This is a genomic window from Lysinibacillus sp. NPDC093216, assembly GCF_050280325.1.
Lineage (GTDB): Bacteria > Bacillota > Bacilli > Bacillales_A > Planococcaceae > Lysinibacillus.
In genome coordinates this window covers 182070-202082 of the sequence record NZ_JBNNVB010000003.1, presented here as the reverse complement: position 1 = coordinate 202082, position 20013 = coordinate 182070, and the positions used below count along the sequence as shown (strand labels likewise).

The 20013-nt window shown below is 33.5% G+C and carries 25 protein-coding genes; 20 read left to right on the top strand and 5 right to left on the bottom strand.

The window, feature by feature from the left end; genetic code table 11:
• The first annotated feature begins 9 nt into the window (after positions 1–9).
• From ACQKOG_RS05675 to ACQKOG_RS05600, 16 genes are all read left to right on the top strand, one after another.
• A complete protein-coding gene (locus tag ACQKOG_RS05675; protein WP_370077218.1) occupies positions 10–411 on the top strand; it encodes a hypothetical protein in 402 nt (133 codons plus the stop codon).
• On the top strand, positions 371–781 hold the full coding sequence (locus ACQKOG_RS05670; protein WP_370077216.1) for a hypothetical protein: 411 nt from the start codon (positions 371–373) through the stop codon (positions 779–781). The genes ACQKOG_RS05675 and ACQKOG_RS05670 overlap by 41 nt, the downstream gene beginning before the upstream one ends.
• Before the next feature lie 603 nt (positions 782–1384).
• Positions 1385–1561 (top strand): hypothetical protein, encoded by a 177-nt coding sequence (locus ACQKOG_RS05665; RefSeq protein ID WP_427445512.1) that lies wholly within the window; start codon positions 1385–1387, stop codon positions 1559–1561.
• Positions 1562–1758: 197 nt separating this feature from the next.
• A complete protein-coding gene (locus ACQKOG_RS05660; protein ID WP_370077212.1) occupies positions 1759–2592 on the top strand; it encodes an ABC transporter ATP-binding protein in 834 nt (277 codons plus the stop codon).
• Between the two features lie 16 nt (positions 2593–2608).
• A complete protein-coding gene (locus ACQKOG_RS05655; RefSeq protein WP_370077210.1) occupies positions 2609–3358 on the top strand; it encodes an ABC transporter permease in 750 nt (249 codons plus the stop codon).
• Complete coding sequence (locus ACQKOG_RS05650) at positions 3348–3788, top strand: ATP-binding cassette domain-containing protein (protein WP_427445508.1); 441 nt, start codon at positions 3348–3350, stop codon at positions 3786–3788. Before ACQKOG_RS05655 ends, ACQKOG_RS05650 begins: the two co-directional genes overlap by 11 nt.
• A gap of 56 nt (positions 3789–3844) precedes the next feature.
• A complete protein-coding gene (locus ACQKOG_RS05645) occupies positions 3845–4522 on the top strand; it encodes a response regulator transcription factor (RefSeq protein ID WP_386844672.1) in 678 nt (225 codons plus the stop codon).
• A gap of 21 nt (positions 4523–4543) precedes the next feature.
• Positions 4544–5563, top strand: a complete 1020-nt coding sequence (locus tag ACQKOG_RS05640) for a sensor histidine kinase (protein WP_370077204.1) — start codon at positions 4544–4546, stop codon at positions 5561–5563.
• Positions 5564–5838: 275 nt separating this feature from the next.
• Complete coding sequence (locus ACQKOG_RS05635) at positions 5839–6285, top strand: VOC family protein (protein ID WP_402874351.1); 447 nt, start codon at positions 5839–5841, stop codon at positions 6283–6285.
• A gap of 279 nt (positions 6286–6564) precedes the next feature.
• Positions 6565–7233, top strand: coding sequence for a response regulator transcription factor (locus ACQKOG_RS05630; protein WP_370077200.1), 669 nt, complete (start codon positions 6565–6567; stop codon positions 7231–7233).
• Complete coding sequence (locus tag ACQKOG_RS05625) at positions 7230–8582, top strand: HAMP domain-containing sensor histidine kinase (RefSeq protein ID WP_427445501.1); 1353 nt, start codon at positions 7230–7232, stop codon at positions 8580–8582. Before ACQKOG_RS05630 ends, ACQKOG_RS05625 begins: the two co-directional genes overlap by 4 nt.
• Before the next feature lie 569 nt (positions 8583–9151).
• Positions 9152–10063 carry an ABC transporter ATP-binding protein gene (locus ACQKOG_RS05620; RefSeq protein ID WP_427445498.1) on the top strand — a complete coding sequence of 304 codons (912 nt, stop codon included), beginning with the start codon at positions 9152–9154 and terminating at the stop codon, positions 10061–10063.
• Positions 10060–10770, top strand: a complete 711-nt coding sequence (locus ACQKOG_RS05615; RefSeq protein ID WP_370077194.1) for an ABC transporter permease — start codon at positions 10060–10062, stop codon at positions 10768–10770. Before ACQKOG_RS05620 ends, ACQKOG_RS05615 begins: the two co-directional genes overlap by 4 nt.
• Positions 10771–11508, top strand: a complete 738-nt coding sequence (locus tag ACQKOG_RS05610) for an ABC transporter permease (RefSeq protein WP_370077192.1) — start codon at positions 10771–10773, stop codon at positions 11506–11508.
• 83 nt (positions 11509–11591) lie between these two features.
• Positions 11592–12854, top strand: coding sequence for an erythromycin esterase family protein (locus ACQKOG_RS05605; RefSeq protein WP_427445493.1), 1263 nt, complete (start codon positions 11592–11594; stop codon positions 12852–12854).
• Between the two features lie 167 nt (positions 12855–13021).
• The gene (locus ACQKOG_RS05600; protein WP_082172635.1) at positions 13022–13180 is read left to right on the top strand and encodes a DUF1540 domain-containing protein; all 159 of its coding nucleotides are present in this window, start codon (positions 13022–13024) and stop codon (positions 13178–13180) included.
• A 44-nt stretch (positions 13181–13224) separates the two neighbouring features.
• On the opposite strand, the gene ACQKOG_RS05595 is transcribed toward ACQKOG_RS05600, so the two are convergent.
• The 3 genes from ACQKOG_RS05595 to ACQKOG_RS05585 all read right to left on the bottom strand — a co-directional run bounded on the left by ACQKOG_RS05595 (position 13225) and on the right by ACQKOG_RS05585 (position 15488).
• Entirely contained in the window at positions 13225–13470 is a 246-nt protein-coding gene (locus ACQKOG_RS05595; protein ID WP_370077188.1) for a group-specific protein, read from the bottom strand.
• Between the two features lie 207 nt (positions 13471–13677).
• Positions 13678–14772 carry a sensor histidine kinase gene (locus tag ACQKOG_RS05590; RefSeq protein WP_402874361.1) on the bottom strand — a complete coding sequence of 365 codons (1095 nt, stop codon included), beginning with the start codon at positions 14770–14772 and terminating at the stop codon, positions 13678–13680.
• Positions 14763–15488, bottom strand: a complete 726-nt coding sequence (locus tag ACQKOG_RS05585) for a response regulator transcription factor (protein WP_370077183.1) — start codon at positions 15486–15488, stop codon at positions 14763–14765. Before ACQKOG_RS05585 ends, ACQKOG_RS05590 begins: the two co-directional genes overlap by 10 nt.
• A gap of 157 nt (positions 15489–15645) precedes the next feature.
• On the opposite strand from ACQKOG_RS05585, the gene ACQKOG_RS05580 reads away from it, so the two are divergent.
• From ACQKOG_RS05580 to ACQKOG_RS05565, 4 genes are all read left to right on the top strand, one after another.
• Complete coding sequence (locus ACQKOG_RS05580; RefSeq protein ID WP_427445489.1) at positions 15646–16569, top strand: ABC transporter ATP-binding protein; 924 nt, start codon at positions 15646–15648, stop codon at positions 16567–16569.
• Positions 16562–17260 (top strand): ABC transporter permease, encoded by a 699-nt coding sequence (locus ACQKOG_RS05575; protein WP_370077179.1) that lies wholly within the window; start codon positions 16562–16564, stop codon positions 17258–17260. Before ACQKOG_RS05580 ends, ACQKOG_RS05575 begins: the two co-directional genes overlap by 8 nt.
• A 22-nt stretch (positions 17261–17282) precedes the next feature.
• A complete protein-coding gene (locus ACQKOG_RS05570; RefSeq protein ID WP_370077177.1) occupies positions 17283–18155 on the top strand; it encodes a DUF4097 family beta strand repeat-containing protein in 873 nt (290 codons plus the stop codon).
• A 106-nt stretch (positions 18156–18261) separates the two neighbouring features.
• Positions 18262–18804, top strand: coding sequence for a histidine phosphatase family protein (locus ACQKOG_RS05565; protein WP_402874371.1), 543 nt, complete (start codon positions 18262–18264; stop codon positions 18802–18804).
• A gap of 132 nt (positions 18805–18936) precedes the next feature.
• Here the strand turns inward: ACQKOG_RS05565 and ACQKOG_RS05560 are convergent, their stop codons facing one another.
• Both ACQKOG_RS05560 and ACQKOG_RS05555 read right to left on the bottom strand, forming a co-directional pair.
• On the bottom strand, positions 18937–19578 hold the full coding sequence (locus ACQKOG_RS05560; protein ID WP_370077173.1) for an SIMPL domain-containing protein: 642 nt from the start codon (positions 19576–19578) through the stop codon (positions 18937–18939).
• A 121-nt stretch (positions 19579–19699) separates the two neighbouring features.
• Positions 19700–20002: a YunC family protein gene (locus ACQKOG_RS05555; RefSeq protein WP_049663111.1), complete on the bottom strand. Its 303-nt coding sequence runs from the start codon at positions 20000–20002 to the stop codon at positions 19700–19702.
• Positions 20003–20013 lie beyond the last annotated feature (11 nt).

Sequence of the window (20013 nt, the reverse complement as noted above, 5' to 3'; positions counted from 1 at the left end):
GGTGAACTCATGGTAATAACAAAAAACTTGGCAAATCACTTAGAAAAGACCGAAATAAAGATGTTTGAATCAAGGCTGAATGCAATTAAGGAAATTCAGGACAATGCTATGAGAGTTGAGATTGGCCAATTTGATGGTGCCTATGCTTTCTCCATAAAAAATATCCCCGGTCCCTCTTACAATGTGGTAAAAGGTAATTGTTTTAGTTCAAAGAATGCCATAGATAAAATCCTTAACTTTTATAAGGAAAGAGAAATACCAGCTCGTTTTGATTTAGCGCCACAATACGCAAATGCTACTTCACTACAAAAATTACATAACGCCGGTCTTTTTCAGAGTGATCTTCATGCAACATTATATTGTGAGCTAAATGAAGGAGAGGGTAGGGAAAACAAAGAATTCTTCCATTAAAATAAGACAAATCGATGAAGCCGAATTTGATCGTTACGGAAATATCTATGTTGAAGGTTTTGGTATGCCAGCATTTTTAGCAGAAAGTGTCACAGCGAATAATAAAGTTTTGTATGACAAACCAGGTTGGTCGTTTTATATCGCTTCTTTTCAAGATGAGGATGTTGGTATCGGCTCCTTGTATATAAATGATGGGACAGCCATATTAGCTGCATCTGCCGTGAAACTAATTGCCCGTAATCAAGGGATTCACCAAGCATTCATACAGTTTCGTATCAACGAAGCTCTTCAACAAAATTGTAGTTTAATGATAGGTCACGCGAAATTTGCATCCATAAGCCAAAATAATATGGAGCACTGTGTGGGCTGAAAATGGCTTATACAAAGAGTATATGGACAGAGGCAACATGAGTGGATTGCGGAAGTTAGAAGGGGATTTAACCCTTAGGAATATTACATTTTTTCGGATTCAGATAGGTCGCTGCCACCAACCTGGTATAAAAGTTTTTTATGCGAAATCAGTGATTGGTGATATGAAAATACCCGGCAATTATTATTACATATACATATTTGTTGTAAAAAGAGGTGTTAAAAAGACTACATACTTAGATCTAATTGAAGTTCTTCTAAATTTAGAGGATACAAATTAATACATTTGATGATAATTAATAACTTTTTAATAATTATTTTTTATTCTGTAAATAAGAGTATTTTAAAACGAAAATTTTGAAAAATTCCAATGTATGTATTTTAGGTAATTTGAAGATCATTTCAATTTGTTAATAAACGAATTGAGTAAGTATCCAAATCTGTATAAGAACATGATATTAATATGCTTTAGTTAAACATTTTGATGAGAGATTTCTCATTCTATCCAAAAAACATTGTGCTGTAATTTTATTAATAAAGGGTAATTACTCATTTAAAGTTTATGGTTAAAACCAATAATGCACTATAGAGGGAGGTAGTTTTTATGGAAAAAATCGCTTTAGTCATTTCTATGTGTGCCTTGTTAGGTACATTTGTTGTCTTTCTTTATGAATTTATAAAAAACGGTAAGTTGGTATTTGAGTCTAAAATAGTAAAAATTTTATTCGTCGTTTATGTTGTTTTCTTTTTTGTTTTTGTGATTGGCTATAACTCTGAATAAGCATTTCTAAATTAGGAATTTCATTGCGTAAGCCGATGATGAGTATTTGAGACACTACAAGTTCTTTTTGAATTGTTCAAGTGGCATACTGTTTGCTGTTGCTACGTGTAGAAAAAATCTATAATACGCTAATTTTTCGTAGGGTATTTATGGCACATTATGTGTTATTTAAAAATATTTAGAGGAGACATGTTTAAATGATTTCAATTATTGATTTAAATTTACAAACAAAAAAACAAATAATATTAGAAGATATTAATCTTAACTTCAAAGATGGGAAAATATACGGTTTGTTAGGTCCTAATGGCTCAGGGAAAACAACTTTATTTAAATCTATATTAGGTTTAACTAATTATGATGGGGAAATATTACACAACAATAGACCTATAAAAGATGCGCATATTGGTAAATTAATTGAATATCCCATGTTTTATAATAATTTAACCGTGTTAGAGAATTTGAAGCTTCATGGAGCATACACAAACCTTGAAAATATAGATTATAAGGAAATCCTTAGTGGTTTTGACATTTATGAAGCTAAGGATAAAAAATATTCGGAAATATCTTTAGGGATGAAACAGCGATTAGGAATAGCTAGGGCCATTATGGGGGATCCTTCGGTTATTTTATTAGATGAACCTACAAATGGGTTAGATCCACTCGGTATTAAATCTGTTAGAAATTTGATTAAAAACTCTTTAAGAAAACCTACTAACTGTATATTAATTTCTAGTCATAATCTTACAGAAATCGAGTCAATTTCAGATGAATTAATATTTATAAAAAAAGGGAAAATTATTACAAAAATTAAGAACAATAATAATAAGCTATTCTATGTTGTTACTTTAAAAAATAAAGAGAGTCTTGCCAGCGATTTTTCGGAAAACCCATATGTTTCTAAATTGCATTTAGAATCAAACTTTAATAAATATATTTATAGTGGGGATGATGAAAAGTTGATTAAAGATGGTAATTATACTTTTGAAAAATACACATTAGAGGATTTATATGAGGAAATAATGTGTTCTTAAGAAGGAGCTTATTAAAATGAAAATATTATTTAAAAATGAGTTGTTAAAATTAAAAAGAGAAAAGTTTATTTGGTTTCTACTGGCATTAAATCTATTACCTATAGCGATGAATATAATTAATTATATTGTTAACAATAAAGATTCGAATATTAAAGATGTTTATTTTATTTTCTATAATCAATATTTTATGTTCTTCCCTATTATTGTTGGTACTTTAGTAAGTTCGGTATTTTATATAGAGTACAAAAATGGTACCTATCTAAACTGGATAACATATAACTTTTCGAAAAATAAACTTTTCTGGGCAAAAATTATTACGGCTTCGTTCTGTTTGTTTTTATTAGCAGCTTTAAATTATATATTATTATTGATCTATGGGACAGTTATTGATTGGGGGAAAGAAAGTTTAATTAAGAATATTGTTGATATCACAATTTCATATTTGATTATGACTTTTTCTTTAAGTGTGCCCATTTTACTTTTAAGCACAATTGTAATGGTCTGGTCTAGAAATATTGTTATATGTAGCATTATTTCTATCGTATTTTCACTATTCTCAATGATTCTAATTGCTGCACCCTTTGCTTATACTATTTTTTCAACATTCTCGTATAGGCTAGGTCTGTATATAATAGATAAAGATTACTATTTTGATAATACTATGTCTGCCACAATAGTGGGAAGTATAGCTTGGTGTAGTACCATTTTAATTTTATATTGTTTATATGTATTTTTCACTTCAAGAAAATTAATTATTGAAAAATAGAAAAAAGAGTAACATTCAAAAGATCAGAAAAGGATCTTTTGAATATGGGACTATAGAAGATAATATTCGCTTCTATAATAATAATGTTTCATCTTCGGATATTGTACATGCTGCAAAAATGGCATGCATCCATGAAGAAATCATTAAATTTCCAATGGGGTATAATACAGTGTTAGGAGACTATGGAGCAACAATATCGGGTGGACAAAGACAGAGATTATCAATTGCAAGAACCCTTGCCGCTAATCCTGAAATGTTATTAATAGATGAAGGCACAAGTAACCTAGATATTGATACTGAGGAAGCAGTAATTAAAAATTTATTTGCTACTAACAAAACAATACTATTTATTTCACATAGACATAAAAATATCGATGGTGTAAATCATATAAACTTGATAATGGATTGTTGCAAAAAGAAAAAGAATTAAATATAGTCCTCGTAATATTATTTACTTGGACTATATTTTGGAGAGGGGAGATAAAAATGGATTGTGGAATGCTAAAACATCTAAACTTAGTAATTATTGAAGATAATGAAGATATTTGCGAATTTTTACAAGACTTCTTCTCTAATTACTTCAAAAGTGTCATTTGTTTTAAAGATGGAACATGTAACTTATCAATATTTAATGGTGTACATATTGTAATACTGGACATTATGTTACCATTCGAGGATGGATTTAGTTTATGTTCCAGGATAAAATTGCAAAATCCAGAATTGCCCATTATTTTCTTAACAGCTAAAAATAATATAGACGATAAAATAAAGGGAATAACCATGGCTGATGACTATCTGGTAAAGCCCTTTGACCCATTGGAATTACTAGCTAGAGTAAACTCTATAGCAAACAAAAAATATCATTCTATTATTGAAATTAAACATTTACTATTTAATATGCAAACCAAAAGATTACATAATAAACTTAATAATGAAGAGATATCATTAACTGATAAACAACTAAATCTATTTTTATATTTCATTCATAATAAAAATATTAACCTTTCAAAAGAACAAATTATGTCTTATTTGTGGGAAAATTATAGTACTTATGGAAATTTATCGGTGCATATAAAGCATTTAAGAGATAAAATTGAAATTGACCCTCAAAACCCAACTATTATAGAAACAATATATGGTTATGGTTATCGTTTAAATTATTAACCTTGATTGGAATGAGAAAAGGTGAGTTTTAGAAGAAAATATAAATTATTCTTATATTTATCCTTAATAAGTATGCCATTTTTGTTTTTAATATCAAATTACCTTTTTTACTTATTTTTCTTAATTAGTAATTTTTTCTCGAAGGGATATTCTATATTTAACTCTGGAGATGCATATCCATATATTATAATACTCTTTTTATGTATAGTTTTTTTATACGGTTATTTATCATCAAAAATAATTGATAAGCTAACAGATGATATTAATAATATTAGAGATGTGATTGATAACATTTACAGCAATTCTAAAATACCCGTTAAGCTTCCCGTTAAAGGGGAAGATGAAATATCAAAACTTAGTTTAGCAATAAATAGGCTACTAGATAGATTAATCTATAATCAATTAAAGATTGCTCAACAAGAAAAACTAAGAAAAGAATATATGAATCAATTATCTCACGATATTAGAACGCCTTTATCAGTAATAAAAACCCAACTGTATTATATTGAGAATGAAAAAAATCTTCCACAAGCCATCCAAAAAATTAATTATAATATTAACTATTTAACTAAATTAATTGATCATATGTATGATGAAACTTTTATAAAACAAGAAGATGTAGACATTCCTTTAATAGAAGAAAATATTCAAGAAATTATATTGGAATCACTAAAGAAATGGAATTATTTATTTAAGAAAGAAAACATAACAATTCATAACAATATTAAACATTTAATAGTTTGGAAAATCGATAAATTATGGTTTGAAAGAATTTTAGATAATATCTTCCAAAACATTGTAAATCATGCATCAGATAGCGATAAAATTATAATTAATTATGTACCTTCAAACGGGGAAGTACACGAATGTATATCTATTATAGATTTTGGATCAGGTTTTGATTTTGAACAGGAAATGCGTAAAAATGAGAATACAGGTCTCAAAATTATAAATAATGTTTCAGAAAAAATAGGTATTACCGTAAATTATACTTCTTCCAACAAAGGTACTCAAATACAGATGTTTAGAAAGTTAATTTAATCTATTATGAAGTTTCGCTCGCATAGGTTAACTAATGTTTATCAAGCATTAATATAGTTTCGTTTAAATGAGCCTCCAAACGAAACTGTAGTTTCATGATAGGTCACGCAAAATTTGCATCCATTAGCCAAAATAATATGGAGCGCTGTGGATTAAAGATGGCTTATACAAAGATTATATGGACAGGAGCAACATGAGAATTGCAAGAAGCTAGAAGGGGATTCAATGCTTAAGATAGAATAAGTAATTGAATCTTTTATAAAGGAGAGAGTAGGATGAATCGTTTAAATTTAATCACATTGGGTGTAAAAGATATGGTAGAGTCTCTTAAATTTTATCGAGAGGGTCTAGGGTTTGAAGTAATTGTTTATGGTGAAGAAACAAATCCGGATGTTATTTTCTTTAATAATGGAGGGACAAAAATCTCACTGTTTCCGATTGACCGTTTAGTAAAAGATATTAATGAAGCAAATCCACCTGCGATAGGAGATGGCTTTAACGGAATTACACTCGCTTATAATGGAAAATCTAAAGAAGAGGTAGATCAAGTATTTGATTTAGCTAAAAAGGCAGGAGCAAAAATCGTCAAGGAGCCAGAAACTGTATTCTGGGGAGGCTATAGTGGCTATTTTCAAGACCCAAACGGCTACTATTGGGAAGTTGCTTATGGGGACATGTGGCAGTTTGATGATAATGATATGTTGATTATTATTAATAATTAAAGATATAGACGTATTTGGGGGATCCAAATACGTTTTTTTATTGTTAGCTTGTTTTATCGATGGAATTAAAGCCTACGGACGTAATTATGCCGAGGCATAATTGATAGTTATCGCCCAACTTTTTAGTTTTATCGACATACCTAGCACTAGATATGATGTTCGAGCATTTATTAAATGAATCTCTCACTTTACAAACAACGATTGAGTACAAATCTATGAAATCGTATAATACAGAATAACATTATTTCTAAAATATAGCTTAGATTGGGAGGATTACTATTGTATCGCATATTGTACATAGAAGACGAAAAAGAGATTGGCCAATGGGTGACAAAGGATTTAACGGAAAGAGGATACGAGGTTACATGGCTTGAATCTGGTGAAGAAGTCGATCAGCACATAGCCTCTAAGGATATCGCTATATTGGATGTGATGCTACCAGGCTTAGATGGCTTTTCGATTGGCAAAAGAATTAAGCGGGAAAATAAAGAAATCCCGATTTTAATGCTGTCAGCACGAACTGCTGTAGAGGATAAAATAGAGGGTCTCAATTTTGCAGATGATTATTTGACAAAGCCATTTCACCCAGATGAACTTATAGCTCGGGTTGAGGTTTTACTAAGAAGATATCAAAAGAATGATGATGTGCTAGATCTTCAGCATCTAAAAATTTATACGAAAGATATGCGGATTATCAATAAGCAGACCGATGAAGAAATTCAATTAACAGGTAAGCAGTTCTATCTATTACAGTATTTTATTCGCCACTTAAATCAAATTTTAACGAAGGAACAGCTTTATGAAGGTGTTTGGGGTGAAAGTTACATAGAAGGTGATAAAACATTAATGGTGCATATTCGATACTTAAGAGAAAAAATAGAAGTAAATCCAGCCAAACCGACGATTATCGAAACCATTCGAGGCATTGGGTATAGGGTGAAGCTATGAAATTTTTCCGATCATTATTAGCAAAGTATATGTTGATTATTTTTTTAGCCATCTCTATTGTTCAATTATCATACTTTGCTAGTGCCGCTTTTATTTTTGGAATAGGAAAAACTGATTTTTCAAGTGAAGTTCTCAGAGAAAACGAAGTAGAGAAAAAATGGCATACGGAAGCTAAAAGTATAAAAAGTTTTACAGATGTAGCCGTTTCTCAACATTTTGAGGATTGGCAAAAGCAATATCCAAAATCTTCTATGTTTTGGGTAGACGAGGATGGAACTTTACTAACAAAAGTGAATGTGAAGGAACAGCTTCCATCGAAATGGACTCCAGCGTATACTACAAAATTTATTAAAGAGCGATATGGGGAAGATCCGTTTACAGTTATAGCTTTTTTAGGACAGGACGAATCAAATGGGTTTATCGTTTTTGAGATTCCAAGAGAAGTGTTTAATCCACCTCTTAAAAATGTTTATGAACAATATGGAGCATTCGTATTTTTCGGTGTTATTGCGATTATATTATTTTTCATTATAGTCTCCTTTTTGTTTTTCAGAGGGATTCGAAGACGACTATTGCGTCTTCAGGAAGCGATGGAAATTCGTGATGTAGATGGCTTACCTATTGAAACGAAGGTCAAGAAGAAGGATGAAATTGGTCAGCTTGAACAAAGCTTTAATCGCATGGTGTGTGAGCTTAGGGAGAGTAAGAATCGTGAGCAGAAGGAAGAACAGTTAAGACGTGAATTGATTGCTAATTTATCACATGATTTACGAACACCATTAACGAAAATACGAGCACAATCATATTCAGTTAGTAAAGAGGTATTATCAGAGGATGGAAAACAAGCGATTAAGGCAATGGAAACGTCGATTGTTAATATTGACGCCTTAATAGAAAATTTAATGTCCTATACATTGCTGACGGCTAGTAAATATAAATTTGAGGCGAAAGAAATCAACGTTATACGTTTTGTACGTGAGCAAATGACGACATGGTATCCAGTGTTTGAAAAGGAAGGCTTTGAAATCGATATTGAGCTACATCCATTTGAGAAAAATGAATGGCAAATTGATCCGATTTGGCTTGGACGTATATTTGATAATTTGTTTCAAAATATATTACGTCATGCGAGTAGCGGGAAATATATTGGCGTCGAAACCGAATCGACGGAGCGCTATGATGCATTTATCATAAAGGATCACGGAAAAGGAATGAAAAATGAATCCAATGCGAAAGGTGCTGGTATCGGCTTATCGATTGTTGATATTATGGTGAAGAGCATGGATTTAGAGTGGGATATAGAGTCCAGCGAATCCGGCACAAAGATTAAAATTAAACACTACAAATAGAATATTTCGTGAAGCATGCTAAGGCATGCTTCATTTCAGTAATTGTTCAAACAGTATGCCAGCAAAGCTTATGGCATGCTGTTTTTTTATTCATAATGCATACAGACTCCTTGGGAAAGTAGAATGGAGTAAGGCAATAGGAATTGCTATCTTCTTTTTAATGCTCATCACAAGAGTAGGGATACCATTTGTTAAAACGTACGCCATGTAAATAAGTTGATTGGAGTGGAGGCTGGGTGACTCCTCGGGGATTAGCGATAGAGGAACGAAGGCTAAAACCATCACATCCTGTGATAACGCCTTCGTGACCAACATCGTGTTGGCCCGAGACCCTGCAGCGAAGCGAAGCGGCTCATCGGACGCCCCCAGGAAGCTTTGCTCTGTGCGAAAGCGAGGCGTCAGCAACAAATGTTTTATCTGCCCGAAAGCGAAGCGACAGCGGCAAAGCACCCAGTCGGAACGGAAATCAACCCACGTTATGATAAAGTATCTTTTTTAAACAAAATTTAAACTTGAGCCTTACCTGTTTTTAACCTTCATTACTTATGATAATTACAGAGGTGAGGACAATGGAATATATCGTACAAACAGAAAATTTATCAAAGAGCTTTGGTAAAGAGCAAGCTGTATCAAATATAAATTTAAAAATACGTAAAGGTGAAATATATGGATTTTTAGGGCCGAATGGAGCGGGAAAAACGACGACGATTCGTATGCTTCTTGGGCTAATGAAGCCATCTTCTGGGACAATCAAAATCTTCCAAAAAGATTTAACGAAGGAACGAATTAATATTTTAGCAAAGGTTGGTTCATTAGTAGAGAATCCTTCTTATTATCCACATTTGACGGCCTATGAAAATTTAGAAGCGTTAAGAAAAATTTTAGGTGTACCGAAGTCACGCATCGATGAAGTATTAGAAATTGTTCGTTTAAAGGATGCTGCAGATAAAAAAGTAAAAGGCTTTTCACTTGGAATGAAGCAACGTTTAGGTATTGCTGCATCTTTGTTACATAATCCTGAATTACTTATTTTAGACGAGCCAACGAATGGTCTTGATCCATCTGGTATTATTGAAATTCGTAATTTGATTAAACGACTTCCTGAAGAATATGGAATGACGATTATTATTTCAAGCCATCTATTATCTGAAATAGATCAAATGGCAACGCAAGTGGGCATTGTGACAAAGGGGAAAATGATTTTCCAAGATTCAATTGAAGCAATGCGTAGATTTGCTCAGCCAAAGGTAGTAATTAAAGTGAGCGATAGTGAAAAGGGCTGGCGTTCATTAGTGGCAAATGGCATTAAGGCAGAACATAAGGATGACCTCATTTTATTTGATGAATGTTCAGATGAAAAAGTAGCACATATTGTACAAATCCTTGTACAAGAAGGTATTTCGGTATATCGAGTAGAGGAAGAGAAACGATCTTTAGAGGAGATTTTCCTTCAAATGACAACAGGAGAGCAAGCGCTATGATAGGGAAACTGTTAACTTCTGACTTTTTGAAAATTAAACGCAAAGGATTATGGTTTTTAACAGCTTTAGGACCAATTGGTGTTGTTGCCATGCAAATGGTAAATTACGGCGTAAGGAAGGACTATTTGTTAGAGCAAAGCGAGGACGATTGGGGTTTCTATTTATTAAATGTTCATTCATTTACACCACTTGCTATCGTATTAGGGATTGCTATTTTAACTTCATTTATGGCGAGCATTGAAAATGAAACGAACGCTTGGAAGCAATTAATTGCACTACCGGTGTCTAAATTAACGGTGTATTTATCAAAGTTCACGGTTCTAGCGATTTTACTGTTCTTGTCTTCCACGATTTTAATGTTAATGACACTGGCTTACGGAATCTTTTTAGATTTAGGCGATAGCACACCCTATATGGAAATTGCTAAATTTGCTTACTATCCATACTTTGCAGCGTTGCCAATATTGGCACTGCAACTTTGGATTGCGAGTGTTTGTCATAATCAAGGGATCCCAATTACAGTAGGTATTTTCGGCGTGATTTTTGCTTATTCATCATTTGTATTGCCTGACTGGATGATTTGGAAATGGCCTTCGTTAATGAATCAATGGGATGAGCCTGTTATTAATGTCATGCTTGGAGTAGGTATTGGTATTTTACTGTATATTATCGGAATGATAGATTTTGCTAGAAGGGATGTAAAGTAAATGTGGTCTATACTGAGCGCTGAATGGTTTAAATTGAGAAAATCAAAAATGGTGCCAATCATTTTAGCAGGACCGATAATCGGACTTTTTATCGGATTAACATCAAATATGGAATCTAATATGCAAGGTATTGATGTGAATCATTGGTACATTTCTTTGTTTTCAATGAATTTAACGTATGCATTATTGTTTCTACCTTTAATTGCAGGGGTATTTGCAAGTCTTATTTGTAGATATGAGCATCAATGTGGTGGTTGGAAACAGCTTCTAGCATTGCCGGTAACAAGAGGAAAAGTATTTGCTGCAAAATATGTGTTAATCATGATTCTTATGATGGCGATGCAATTATTATATTTATGTTCTATATTTGCTGTAGGCATGATAAAGGGCTATACAGATCCTTTCCCGATGGAGATTGTTTGGAAGAGCATTATCGGAGGATGGGTAGCGACATTGCCACTAGTGGCTTTGCAGTTGTGGATGTCTATCATGTTTAAAAGCTTCGCTGCTCCATTTGCTGTTAATGTAATTTTTACTTTACCTTCTATATTAGCAATCAATTCAAAAACTATCGGACCCTACTATCCATGGGCTCAACCATTCTCAATGATGTATGTAGGCGGCAATATGGATGATGTATTCTTCGTATCTTGGGATCAATTATTAACAGTTGTAGGAGGAGGGTTCGTACTGTTTTTCCTTGGAGGGTATTTATATTTCCAACGAAAAGCTGTATAAAGTGAAATGGGGATTTACTCATCCCCACTTAGTCTTCACCAATAGGGCGATAAGGGATAAACTTTTAAGGGAGAATTTTATAAATGGTATTTGTTAAAAAGAGCTTTTTATTAATTTCAGCATTATTTCTTTTGTTATCTCTAGCGGGATGTGGCAAGGGAGAAGCCGTTAAGGATGCTTCGAAATATACATCCGCGGTTGAAGATATCGATATTCCAAATTATGTGAAAGTAATTGGTTTTGGAGAAGCAACACATGGAAACGTTGAATTCCAAACATTAAAGAAGGATGTATTTCAGGCTTTAATTAACAATGAAAATGTTCGTGTTTTTGTATTAGAAGGAGATTTTGGTGGCGCTCAGCAAATTAATCAGTTTATTTTAAATGGTACTGGCACAGCTGAGGAAGCGGTAAAAGCTTTGGATTATGGTATCTATAAAACGGAGCAAATGATTGAGTTTGTTCAGTGGATGCATGATTATAACATGGCTGCAGATGAGAAAGATAGAATTTATTTTTACGGTAACGATATGCAACGCTATGATTATAGTAAAAAAGGGTTACTAGATTATTACGAAGTGGTTAATAGTGAAGGCGGTAAGAAATATAAGGCACAGCTAAAAGATGTAACGAATAAAACAATGAGAGATTTATCAACTAGTCAGCTAGAGGAGCTTGATAAAAATATTGATGCAATCATCAAGGATTTGCAAAAAAATAAAGATTCTTATGAAAAGCAATCCTCGAAAGAAGCATATTTATTTGCTGCTCAATATGCACAAATCATCAAGCAACGCACGCAATTATTTTTAAATGACAGCAATTATATGAGTCTTCGTGATGAGTATTTAGCGAACAACTTACAATGGATCGTTGATTTTGAAGCGGCTCAAGGTCATGATAAAGTACTGATGTCTGCTCATAATGGGCATATAGAGAAAACTTCAGCGAATATGGCAGGATACAAATCTATGGGCCAATACTTAGACGAAGTGTATAAAGATGCGTACTATGCTATTGGGACTGACTTTGTTAACAATACGTTTCAGGCACAAAATGGGTCAGGCGAAAGAAAAAATTATACGATTGAACATCATAATGCTTTAGTAGACGCCTTTAGTGAGATCAAGGACAATATTTTCTATGTAGACTTTAAAAAGGCTAATGAATCTCAGGAGTTAGCTGACATCGTAGCAAAAGAACAAAGAATGGGCAATATCGGCGATGATTTTAGCTTTTGGTACAAGTTCACACAGATGCTTTATACGATTAAAATGACACCTGCTGAGGCATATGATGGCATGATAATTGTTCAAGAGGCAACACCGACAAAAGTTATTGAATAATGCGCGAAAAAAATGCTATTACCTTCGTAGGTAATAGCATTTTTTGGAATTATGGATGAGTTTCTTTACCAAAAGCCAGTAAACATCCATATTCTTCTGTTTCATTACACCTTCTGTATTGAATACTTCAATTTTGTTAATGATAAAAAAGAGGAGGTGTGGAAACAATGGCACAAGAAATTCTTTGTGAAGTTAATAACTGTACATTTTGGAACTCTGGAAACAGATGTGGTGCAGAAAAAATCTATGTTGTAAGTCAAAAGGGACAACAGGCATCTAATAGTGAAGAAACAGATTGTAAGACATTTAATCCTGAAACGCATTAAATAGTAAGGGTAACCATATAAATGGTTACCCTTTTCCAATATCTTTATAAATAGACATCGACTTTTACCTTGCTAAATAAAAGCGCATGAGCATTCTTCACTTTTTCCTCTACATAATCTAATGAATACTGTCCATAGGAATCTGTTAAATCACCAATAGCACGAGATAAATTATCAATAACGGGAATCAAAGTTTCTAAGTGAGTAAGTTCTTCACCTTTATTCATTTCATCAGTAATTTCATGAGCAAGATGTTGAATCTTTCTTAGTCGCAATTTTTCAGATTGCATGGAATCCTCCTTATTGAACCGATTTATGATGCTTTAATATATGTCAAACAATACGATTTCATGAATGGTTCTGGCAGGCCTTCAAGTTGATCGGGCTCGCCCCGAAAGTGATCGGGTAAGCCTCAAAAGTGATCAGGTCCGCCGAAGAACTGCTCAAGTCCAACAACTGACAACTCGGGCGACATCCAAAAGTGTTCAATTCCCATATTACTTTTTAGGTAATGTAATAATAAACGTTGTCCCATTAGAAGGTTCGCTCTGTACTGAGATAGTGCCGTTATGAGCTTGAACGAGTTTATAAACGATCGCCATGCCCAGTCCAGTACCTTCAGAAGAAGATTCTGTAGTAGTTCCTCGATAATATTGTTGGAATATATTGTCCATCATGTGTTGAGACATACCTATGCCATTATCCACAATGTGGATTTCTACATGCTCTGCCCTGTTAAAAATCTGTGTATAAATATCTGTATTAGGTGGATTGTGGATAACGGCATTCATAAGAATGTTTTGTAATATGCGTTGCATGAATTTTGTATCAATGTCAATGTTTATAACAGATGTATCAGTTTTAAAATGCAATATATAGTCATTGGCCTGTGGATTGTTGCTTATATTGGCAACAATTCTTTTTGTGAAATCCACAATATCCTGATTTGTTTTATGCAAGGGTAACTGACCGTCTGTATTATTAAACTGAATGACAAGACTTAAATCTTGAATAAGTTCCTCCATATGCTTGCCTTTATCTGCAATCTCTTGAATAAAGGAACGAGCTTCCTCCTTGGACCAATCGTATTGATCGTTTAATAGTAGGGTAGAGTAGCCTGTAATATACGTTAATGGCGTTTTTAAATCATGGGATATACCGGCAATCCATTCTTGTTTTGCTTGTTCAACCTTTTCACGTTCTGTTTCAGCAGCTTTTAATTTTCCTGATAAGGATTGTAGGTGTTGAAGTACCTCTTGATATAACATATAACGCATACGGAGCTTTCCTTTGCGTGTATAGATTTTAGATAGTCCAACAGGTTGTGTATAGTTTTCCTGTGATAGCTGATGGATCCAAGACATTATAAAACCAAGAGGACCCCCGAAATACCAGCCAAATACAGCGATACAAACAATAGTGCTGAATCCGAAAATCCATGCGACTAGTAGACTCTGATAAGCTTCACTAACAGATTTTTTAAAGAGTGGGAGAATACCTTCGAGTCCGATCACAATACAAATTCCACTCAAAAGCATCCACAGAATAATCCCCAATGCAAGATGTAACGTAAATCGAGTGTTTATTCGCATAGTGAATCCTCTTTCGGTGGAATGAATTTATACCCAATGCCCCTTAAGTTCACAATTATTTTAGGTTTACGCGTATCATCCCCAAGCTTTTTCCTTAGCTTCGAAATATGAATCGTGACGGTTTTCTCCTCACCATATACATCATTTCCCCACACGAATTCGTAGAGCTGTGAAGTTGTAAAAATACGATTTGGATTTTTACAAAAGAAGTGCAGTAGCTCTAGCTCTTTAGCCGTACATTCGACGAGCTGATTGTGAACGGTTAATGTTGCAGATTCAGGATTGAGAGCAAAATAACCGAAATCAAATTTTGTAGTCTGCTGTTGTTGAGCACTTTCATACATTTTTTGACGTCGAAGGATGACCTTTATTCGAGCGACGACTTCTAAAGGATTAAAAGGTTTTGTAATATAATCATCTCCGCCAATACCCAATCCTGTTAATTTATCAAAATCGGTAGAGCGAGCACTGACAAAAATAATAGGTGTATTTGTATGCTTGCGTATTTCTGTGCAAAGTTCAAAGCCACTTATATCTGGTAGCATTATATCGAGCAAAATAATATCGTAATGCTTGTCTTTTACAAGCTGTAGTGTACTTTTACCTGTTGAAGCAGTATCAATATTGATAAAGTTTTCTTTCCGTAACGTAATTTCTAATAATTTTAAGATACCAATCTCATCATCTACGATTAGGATTTTTTCAGCAGTTTCCATTTTTATCCCTCATTTCAATTTCATCATAACAGCTTCTGATTTTTATATCTTTACTATCTTGAAAAAATTACTGTCATTTTCCATCGAGTTTACTTTGATTTTACTTTCGTTTATTAAGCTTAATGTAACGAATTCAAAATGGTAAGGAGCACATAACATGGAAACTGTTATTCAACTACATCAATTAAGTAAGAGCTTTAAAGGAATCGAAACTGTCTCGAATGTCAATATGAATGTTAAGAAGGGAGAGATTTATGGGTTTTTAGGTCCGAATGGGGCTGGAAAAACAACGATTATGAAGATGATTTTAAATTTAGTAAAACCAACTTCAGGTGAAATTAAAATATTGAATCAATCCATTTCTACTACTTCCTATCAATACTTAAGTAAAATAGGCAGTATTATCGAGTACCCGGAATTTTATGACAGGCTAACAGCGAAGGAGAATTTAGAGCTTCACTGTGAGTATATTGGAGTTTATGAAAAAGGAGCTACCGAAGAGGCATTAGAGATAGTAGGTCTTAATGGTGTTGAACATAAAAAAATACATGAATTTTCTCTAGGAATGAAGCAAAGATTAGGTATCGCACGTGCCATTGTTGCTAAACCAGAAATTCTTATTTTGGATGAGCCGATAAATGGTCTTGATCCAATAGGTATTAAAGATATTCGAGAGCTCTTGTTATATCTAAAGGAGAAGCTTGGAATCACTATATTAATATCAAGTCATATCGTGTCAGAAATTGAATCAATAGCAGATACAATTGGCATCCTTCATCATGGGAAATTATTAAAGGAAGTAAAAATGGACGATATTCGAAAAGAGAACATGGAGTATCTGGAGATTAAAATAGACGATGTGAAAAAAGCGATTCATGTGCTAGAGAACAAGTTAGGAATTCGAAAATATGAGATTGTCAATCAGCATTGTATTCGAATTTTTGAACAAGATATTTCTCAATCTCAAATTAATAAAGAACTTATATTCAATAATATTACTGTCAATAGCATTGAAAAACAGCAACAGCATTTAGAAGAGTATTTCTTAAACCTTATTAATGGAGGGAATCAAATTGCTTAAACTATTAAAACTTGAATGGAAAAAGAATAGTATGTCTAGCTATTTTAAAGGCTTAACCATTTGTATTATTGGAATTTTTGCGGCAGTGGCACTTATGGCAGTTGGTTCTGCAGATGAAAAGATGTTTCAAGATTATACAGATTTTATGTCTTTGACAAATATATTAATTCGCATTGTTTTTATCATTTTTTCGAGTGTAATTCTATCTCGTTTAGTCATTGACGAATACAAAAATAAGACGGTTCAATTATTATTTACGTATCCATTAAAAAGGAAAAAAATTATTTTTGCTAAGCTGTCTTTAGTTTTCGGATTTTGTTTCTTTAGCATTATCATTGCGACCTTAATGATGAATATCGCTGTTTATTTTTTAAATCCAATGATGAACTTCTTTGAATCTCCTGTTGAGATACAGGATATGGTAGCTACTATACCGTCTACTTTTATCATTGCTTTTATGATGGCTGGGGTAAGCTTAATTCCTTTGTATTTTGGTATGCGAAAAAAATCAACAGCTGCGACAATTACATCCGCTGTTTTAATTGGATTTTTGATTAATGCAACGGTTTCAAATGGGGATACATCTACAAGTTTATCTCAATTTATCATTGTCCCAACAATAATGTGTCTATTAGGGCTTATTATCGGCTATCTGTCCTATTATAAAGTCGACAAAGTAGATTTAACTTAAAAATGAGAAATGAGGATGTAAAGTGAAAAAAGCAATCATAGCCTTAATATTCGTTATTGCGGTAGGAGGAATATTCTTCACTCTTAAAATCAATGGAGAAAAGAGCATCACTGAAGAACAGTCCTTTGATGTTGAGCAAATAGAAGAACTAGAACTAAACATAGAGTCCTGGAATATAGCATTAGAAAATACAGAATCTGATAAACTAACAATTGAATTTGAAGGTAAGCAACAACAAAAGCAGCAAAGCAATCCTGTTGAAATTAAGAAAGACGGAAATAAAGTAAAGGTACTTCAACAAGACACTGAAAAAGGGGCTATGAAAAACTTTAGCTTTGGAAAAAAAGATACTATTCACATTTATATCCCTAAAAATGCAGTGAGTAAGATTGCATTAAAAAATAGTTATGGTGATATCAAAATTAACAACATTGAAACAGAAGAACTTTCGATTTCAACGGATTCTGGCGCTAAAATCATTAAAGGACTATCGGCTGATAAAGGTACAATTACATCAAAAGATGGTGAATTAAGTATCGTAGACAGTTCTTTAAATGAATTAACGATAGCTGCTACAAATGGTGATAGCTATATTACTAGGGTCAACAGTCCGAAAACGAAAATTACTTCGACTAGCGGTGAAGTCTTAATGAAAGAAATCAGCGAAGGAAAAGCACTATTTGTAGAAACGTCTTCAGGGGATATTACAATCTCATACAAAGAGGCACCAAAATCATTAGGGGTTATAGCGAACAGTGAATCATCTGACATAAGCGTTAATTTAGAAGGTTACCAGAAAGAAAAACATACGGAAAACCAAAAGAGAGGTAAGATTGGTGATGCATCAAACGAATTGGAACTAATTAGCAAAGGAGGTATAATAAACGTAAAATAAAAACTTACAATCAGTGAGGTTAATGCATATTGTTAAGACGAGAACTTGTTTCAAAAGTAGTGGATAATAATGATCGGTCCTCCATATTTCTTCTAGGAGGTTAGAAATGGCTAAACATATCTATGTAATAAGGCATTGCGAAGCCAAGGGACAGTCACCGGATGCTTCTTTAACAGAACAGGGCTTTCAGCAGGCTGAAGTTTTAACAGAGTTTTTCGCTGACAAAAAAATTGATCAAATTATTACTAGTCCCTTTTTACGAGCAATTCAAACTATAGAACCGCTAAGTAAGAGGGAAAATATAAATGTTGAAATTGACGAACGCCTTTCAGAACGCATATTAAGCACAAGTGATTTGCCCGATTGGTATGAAAAACTTCTAGCAACTTTTACCGATATGGAGTTAAAGTTTGAGGGTGGAGAGTCAAGTAATGAAGCGATGGAACGTATCGTTAACGTCGTTGAGGAAACTTTCAAAAGTGAGTCTGAACATACAATTATCGCTAGTCATGGAAATATAATGACCTTACTTTTGAAAAACTATAATAGCGATGTTAACTTTCAATTTTGGACACGTCTAAGTAACCCAGATGTTTTTCAGTTAAGTGTTAAGGATCATGAAGTGACTCTAGAACGTATATGGGAATGATAAAAATAAATAGCCTCCTATTCAGTAAAAGTTCGATGTCACTAGTTAAAACGTATTCAGTGTGTAAGTTGATTGGATTGGAGGCTGCTTCAATAACCTCAAGAGCCTTCAGGTATGAGGTAGAAGGCTCATTTAATATTGAAACTTCACTCTGACATTCGCATTAATAGTAATTTGACCTTGTTCTATAGGTGTAGAAATGGTGGAATCAACCGTCGCCATTGATCTATATAGGACAGGTCCAGTTTCATGTTCCTCAATGATTTCGATTGGCTGGGGTTGGATGGGCAAATGCATCGTTTCAGCAATTGTTTTGGCTTTCATTTGGGCATTATGAAGAGCTAAGCTGAGTGCCTGCTGGTAGTATGTATCCGTATTTTCAATGTTAAAATGTATAGAGGAAATGCGGTTTGCACCATTTTGCACAGCTGTATCAATGACTGAGCCAACCTGATTTGTATTAGTTACTTTAACGGAAATGGCATTTGTCACTTCATAGCCATTAAAAACTTGTTTACCATTTTCAAATTCATAATGAGGTGCAATATTGTAGCCTGCCGTTTGGATATGTTCTTTTGGGATATGAAGAGCTAAAATGGATTGTATGACACGATTCATAATCATCGCATTTTCCTGCTGTGCATCTTGTACATTTTTCGCTTGTGTACTTACCTCTACTTGAAGCTGGACATAGCCTGCTTTAGCCATTACTTTTCCGGTTCCAGTCACAACTATGACACGGGGAGTTTGCTGACTAACATTTGTATAATACATAGAATACCACCTTTCAAAAGGCTCATACTATGCAAGATGAAATCGTTCAATTGAGTTTTATAATGAAGAAAAAGCGCCTAGTTTAATGCTTTGACGCTTTATTTATATCCAAAAATATCGATTATACCATTTTTAATAATGCCTCTACGCCAGACATTCCTTCAGTAATACCAAGTTGATGCGCTTCATATGTCACGGATTCTAATGGAGCCGTCAATAGCTCATCAATTGTTTTCACACCAACTGCTCGACCAGCAATAATCTTCCGGTCTGCTAAGCGGTCATTTAATAGACCAACATCTAAAGCCCCACACATAATGTAGCCCGTATCATTTGAAATTGTCAGCAGTGTTGTTTTTGGCAATTGAACAACTACTGCAGTGAAAAAATGGCCTTTAATCATAATAGGCTCAATTATTACCATCCGAAATCACT

Coding starts and splice junctions, on each gene's coding strand:
- ACQKOG_RS05675 (WP_370077218.1), top strand. CDS start 10: ATGGTAATAACAAAAAACTTGGCAAATCACTTAGAAAAGACCGAAATA.
- ACQKOG_RS05670 (WP_370077216.1), top strand. CDS start 371: ATGAAGGAGAGGGTAGGGAAAACAAAGAATTCTTCCATTAAAATAAGA.
- ACQKOG_RS05665 (WP_427445512.1), top strand. CDS start 1,385: ATGGAAAAAATCGCTTTAGTCATTTCTATGTGTGCCTTGTTAGGTACA.
- ACQKOG_RS05660 (WP_370077212.1), top strand. CDS start 1,759: ATGATTTCAATTATTGATTTAAATTTACAAACAAAAAAACAAATAATA.
- ACQKOG_RS05655 (WP_370077210.1), top strand. CDS start 2,609: ATGAAAATATTATTTAAAAATGAGTTGTTAAAATTAAAAAGAGAAAAG.
- ACQKOG_RS05645 (WP_386844672.1), top strand. CDS start 3,845: ATGGATTGTGGAATGCTAAAACATCTAAACTTAGTAATTATTGAAGAT.
- ACQKOG_RS05635 (WP_402874351.1), top strand. CDS start 5,839: ATGAATCGTTTAAATTTAATCACATTGGGTGTAAAAGATATGGTAGAG.
- ACQKOG_RS05625 (WP_427445501.1), top strand. CDS start 7,230: ATGAAATTTTTCCGATCATTATTAGCAAAGTATATGTTGATTATTTTT.
- ACQKOG_RS05620 (WP_427445498.1), top strand. CDS start 9,152: ATGGAATATATCGTACAAACAGAAAATTTATCAAAGAGCTTTGGTAAA.
- ACQKOG_RS05615 (WP_370077194.1), top strand. CDS start 10,060: ATGATAGGGAAACTGTTAACTTCTGACTTTTTGAAAATTAAACGCAAA.
- ACQKOG_RS05610 (WP_370077192.1), top strand. CDS start 10,771: ATGTGGTCTATACTGAGCGCTGAATGGTTTAAATTGAGAAAATCAAAA.
- ACQKOG_RS05605 (WP_427445493.1), top strand. CDS start 11,592: ATGGTATTTGTTAAAAAGAGCTTTTTATTAATTTCAGCATTATTTCTT.
- ACQKOG_RS05600 (WP_082172635.1), top strand. CDS start 13,022: ATGGCACAAGAAATTCTTTGTGAAGTTAATAACTGTACATTTTGGAAC.
- ACQKOG_RS05595 (WP_370077188.1), bottom strand. CDS start 13,470: ATGCAATCTGAAAAATTGCGACTAAGAAAGATTCAACATCTTGCTCAT.
- ACQKOG_RS05590 (WP_402874361.1), bottom strand. CDS start 14,772: ATGCGAATAAACACTCGATTTACGTTACATCTTGCATTGGGGATTATT.
- ACQKOG_RS05585 (WP_370077183.1), bottom strand. CDS start 15,488: ATGGAAACTGCTGAAAAAATCCTAATCGTAGATGATGAGATTGGTATC.
- ACQKOG_RS05580 (WP_427445489.1), top strand. CDS start 15,646: ATGGAAACTGTTATTCAACTACATCAATTAAGTAAGAGCTTTAAAGGA.
- ACQKOG_RS05565 (WP_402874371.1), top strand. CDS start 18,262: ATGGCTAAACATATCTATGTAATAAGGCATTGCGAAGCCAAGGGACAG.
- ACQKOG_RS05560 (WP_370077173.1), bottom strand. CDS start 19,578: ATGTATTATACAAATGTTAGTCAGCAAACTCCCCGTGTCATAGTTGTG.
- ACQKOG_RS05555 (WP_049663111.1), bottom strand. CDS start 20,002: ATGGTAATAATTGAGCCTATTATGATTAAAGGCCATTTTTTCACTGCA.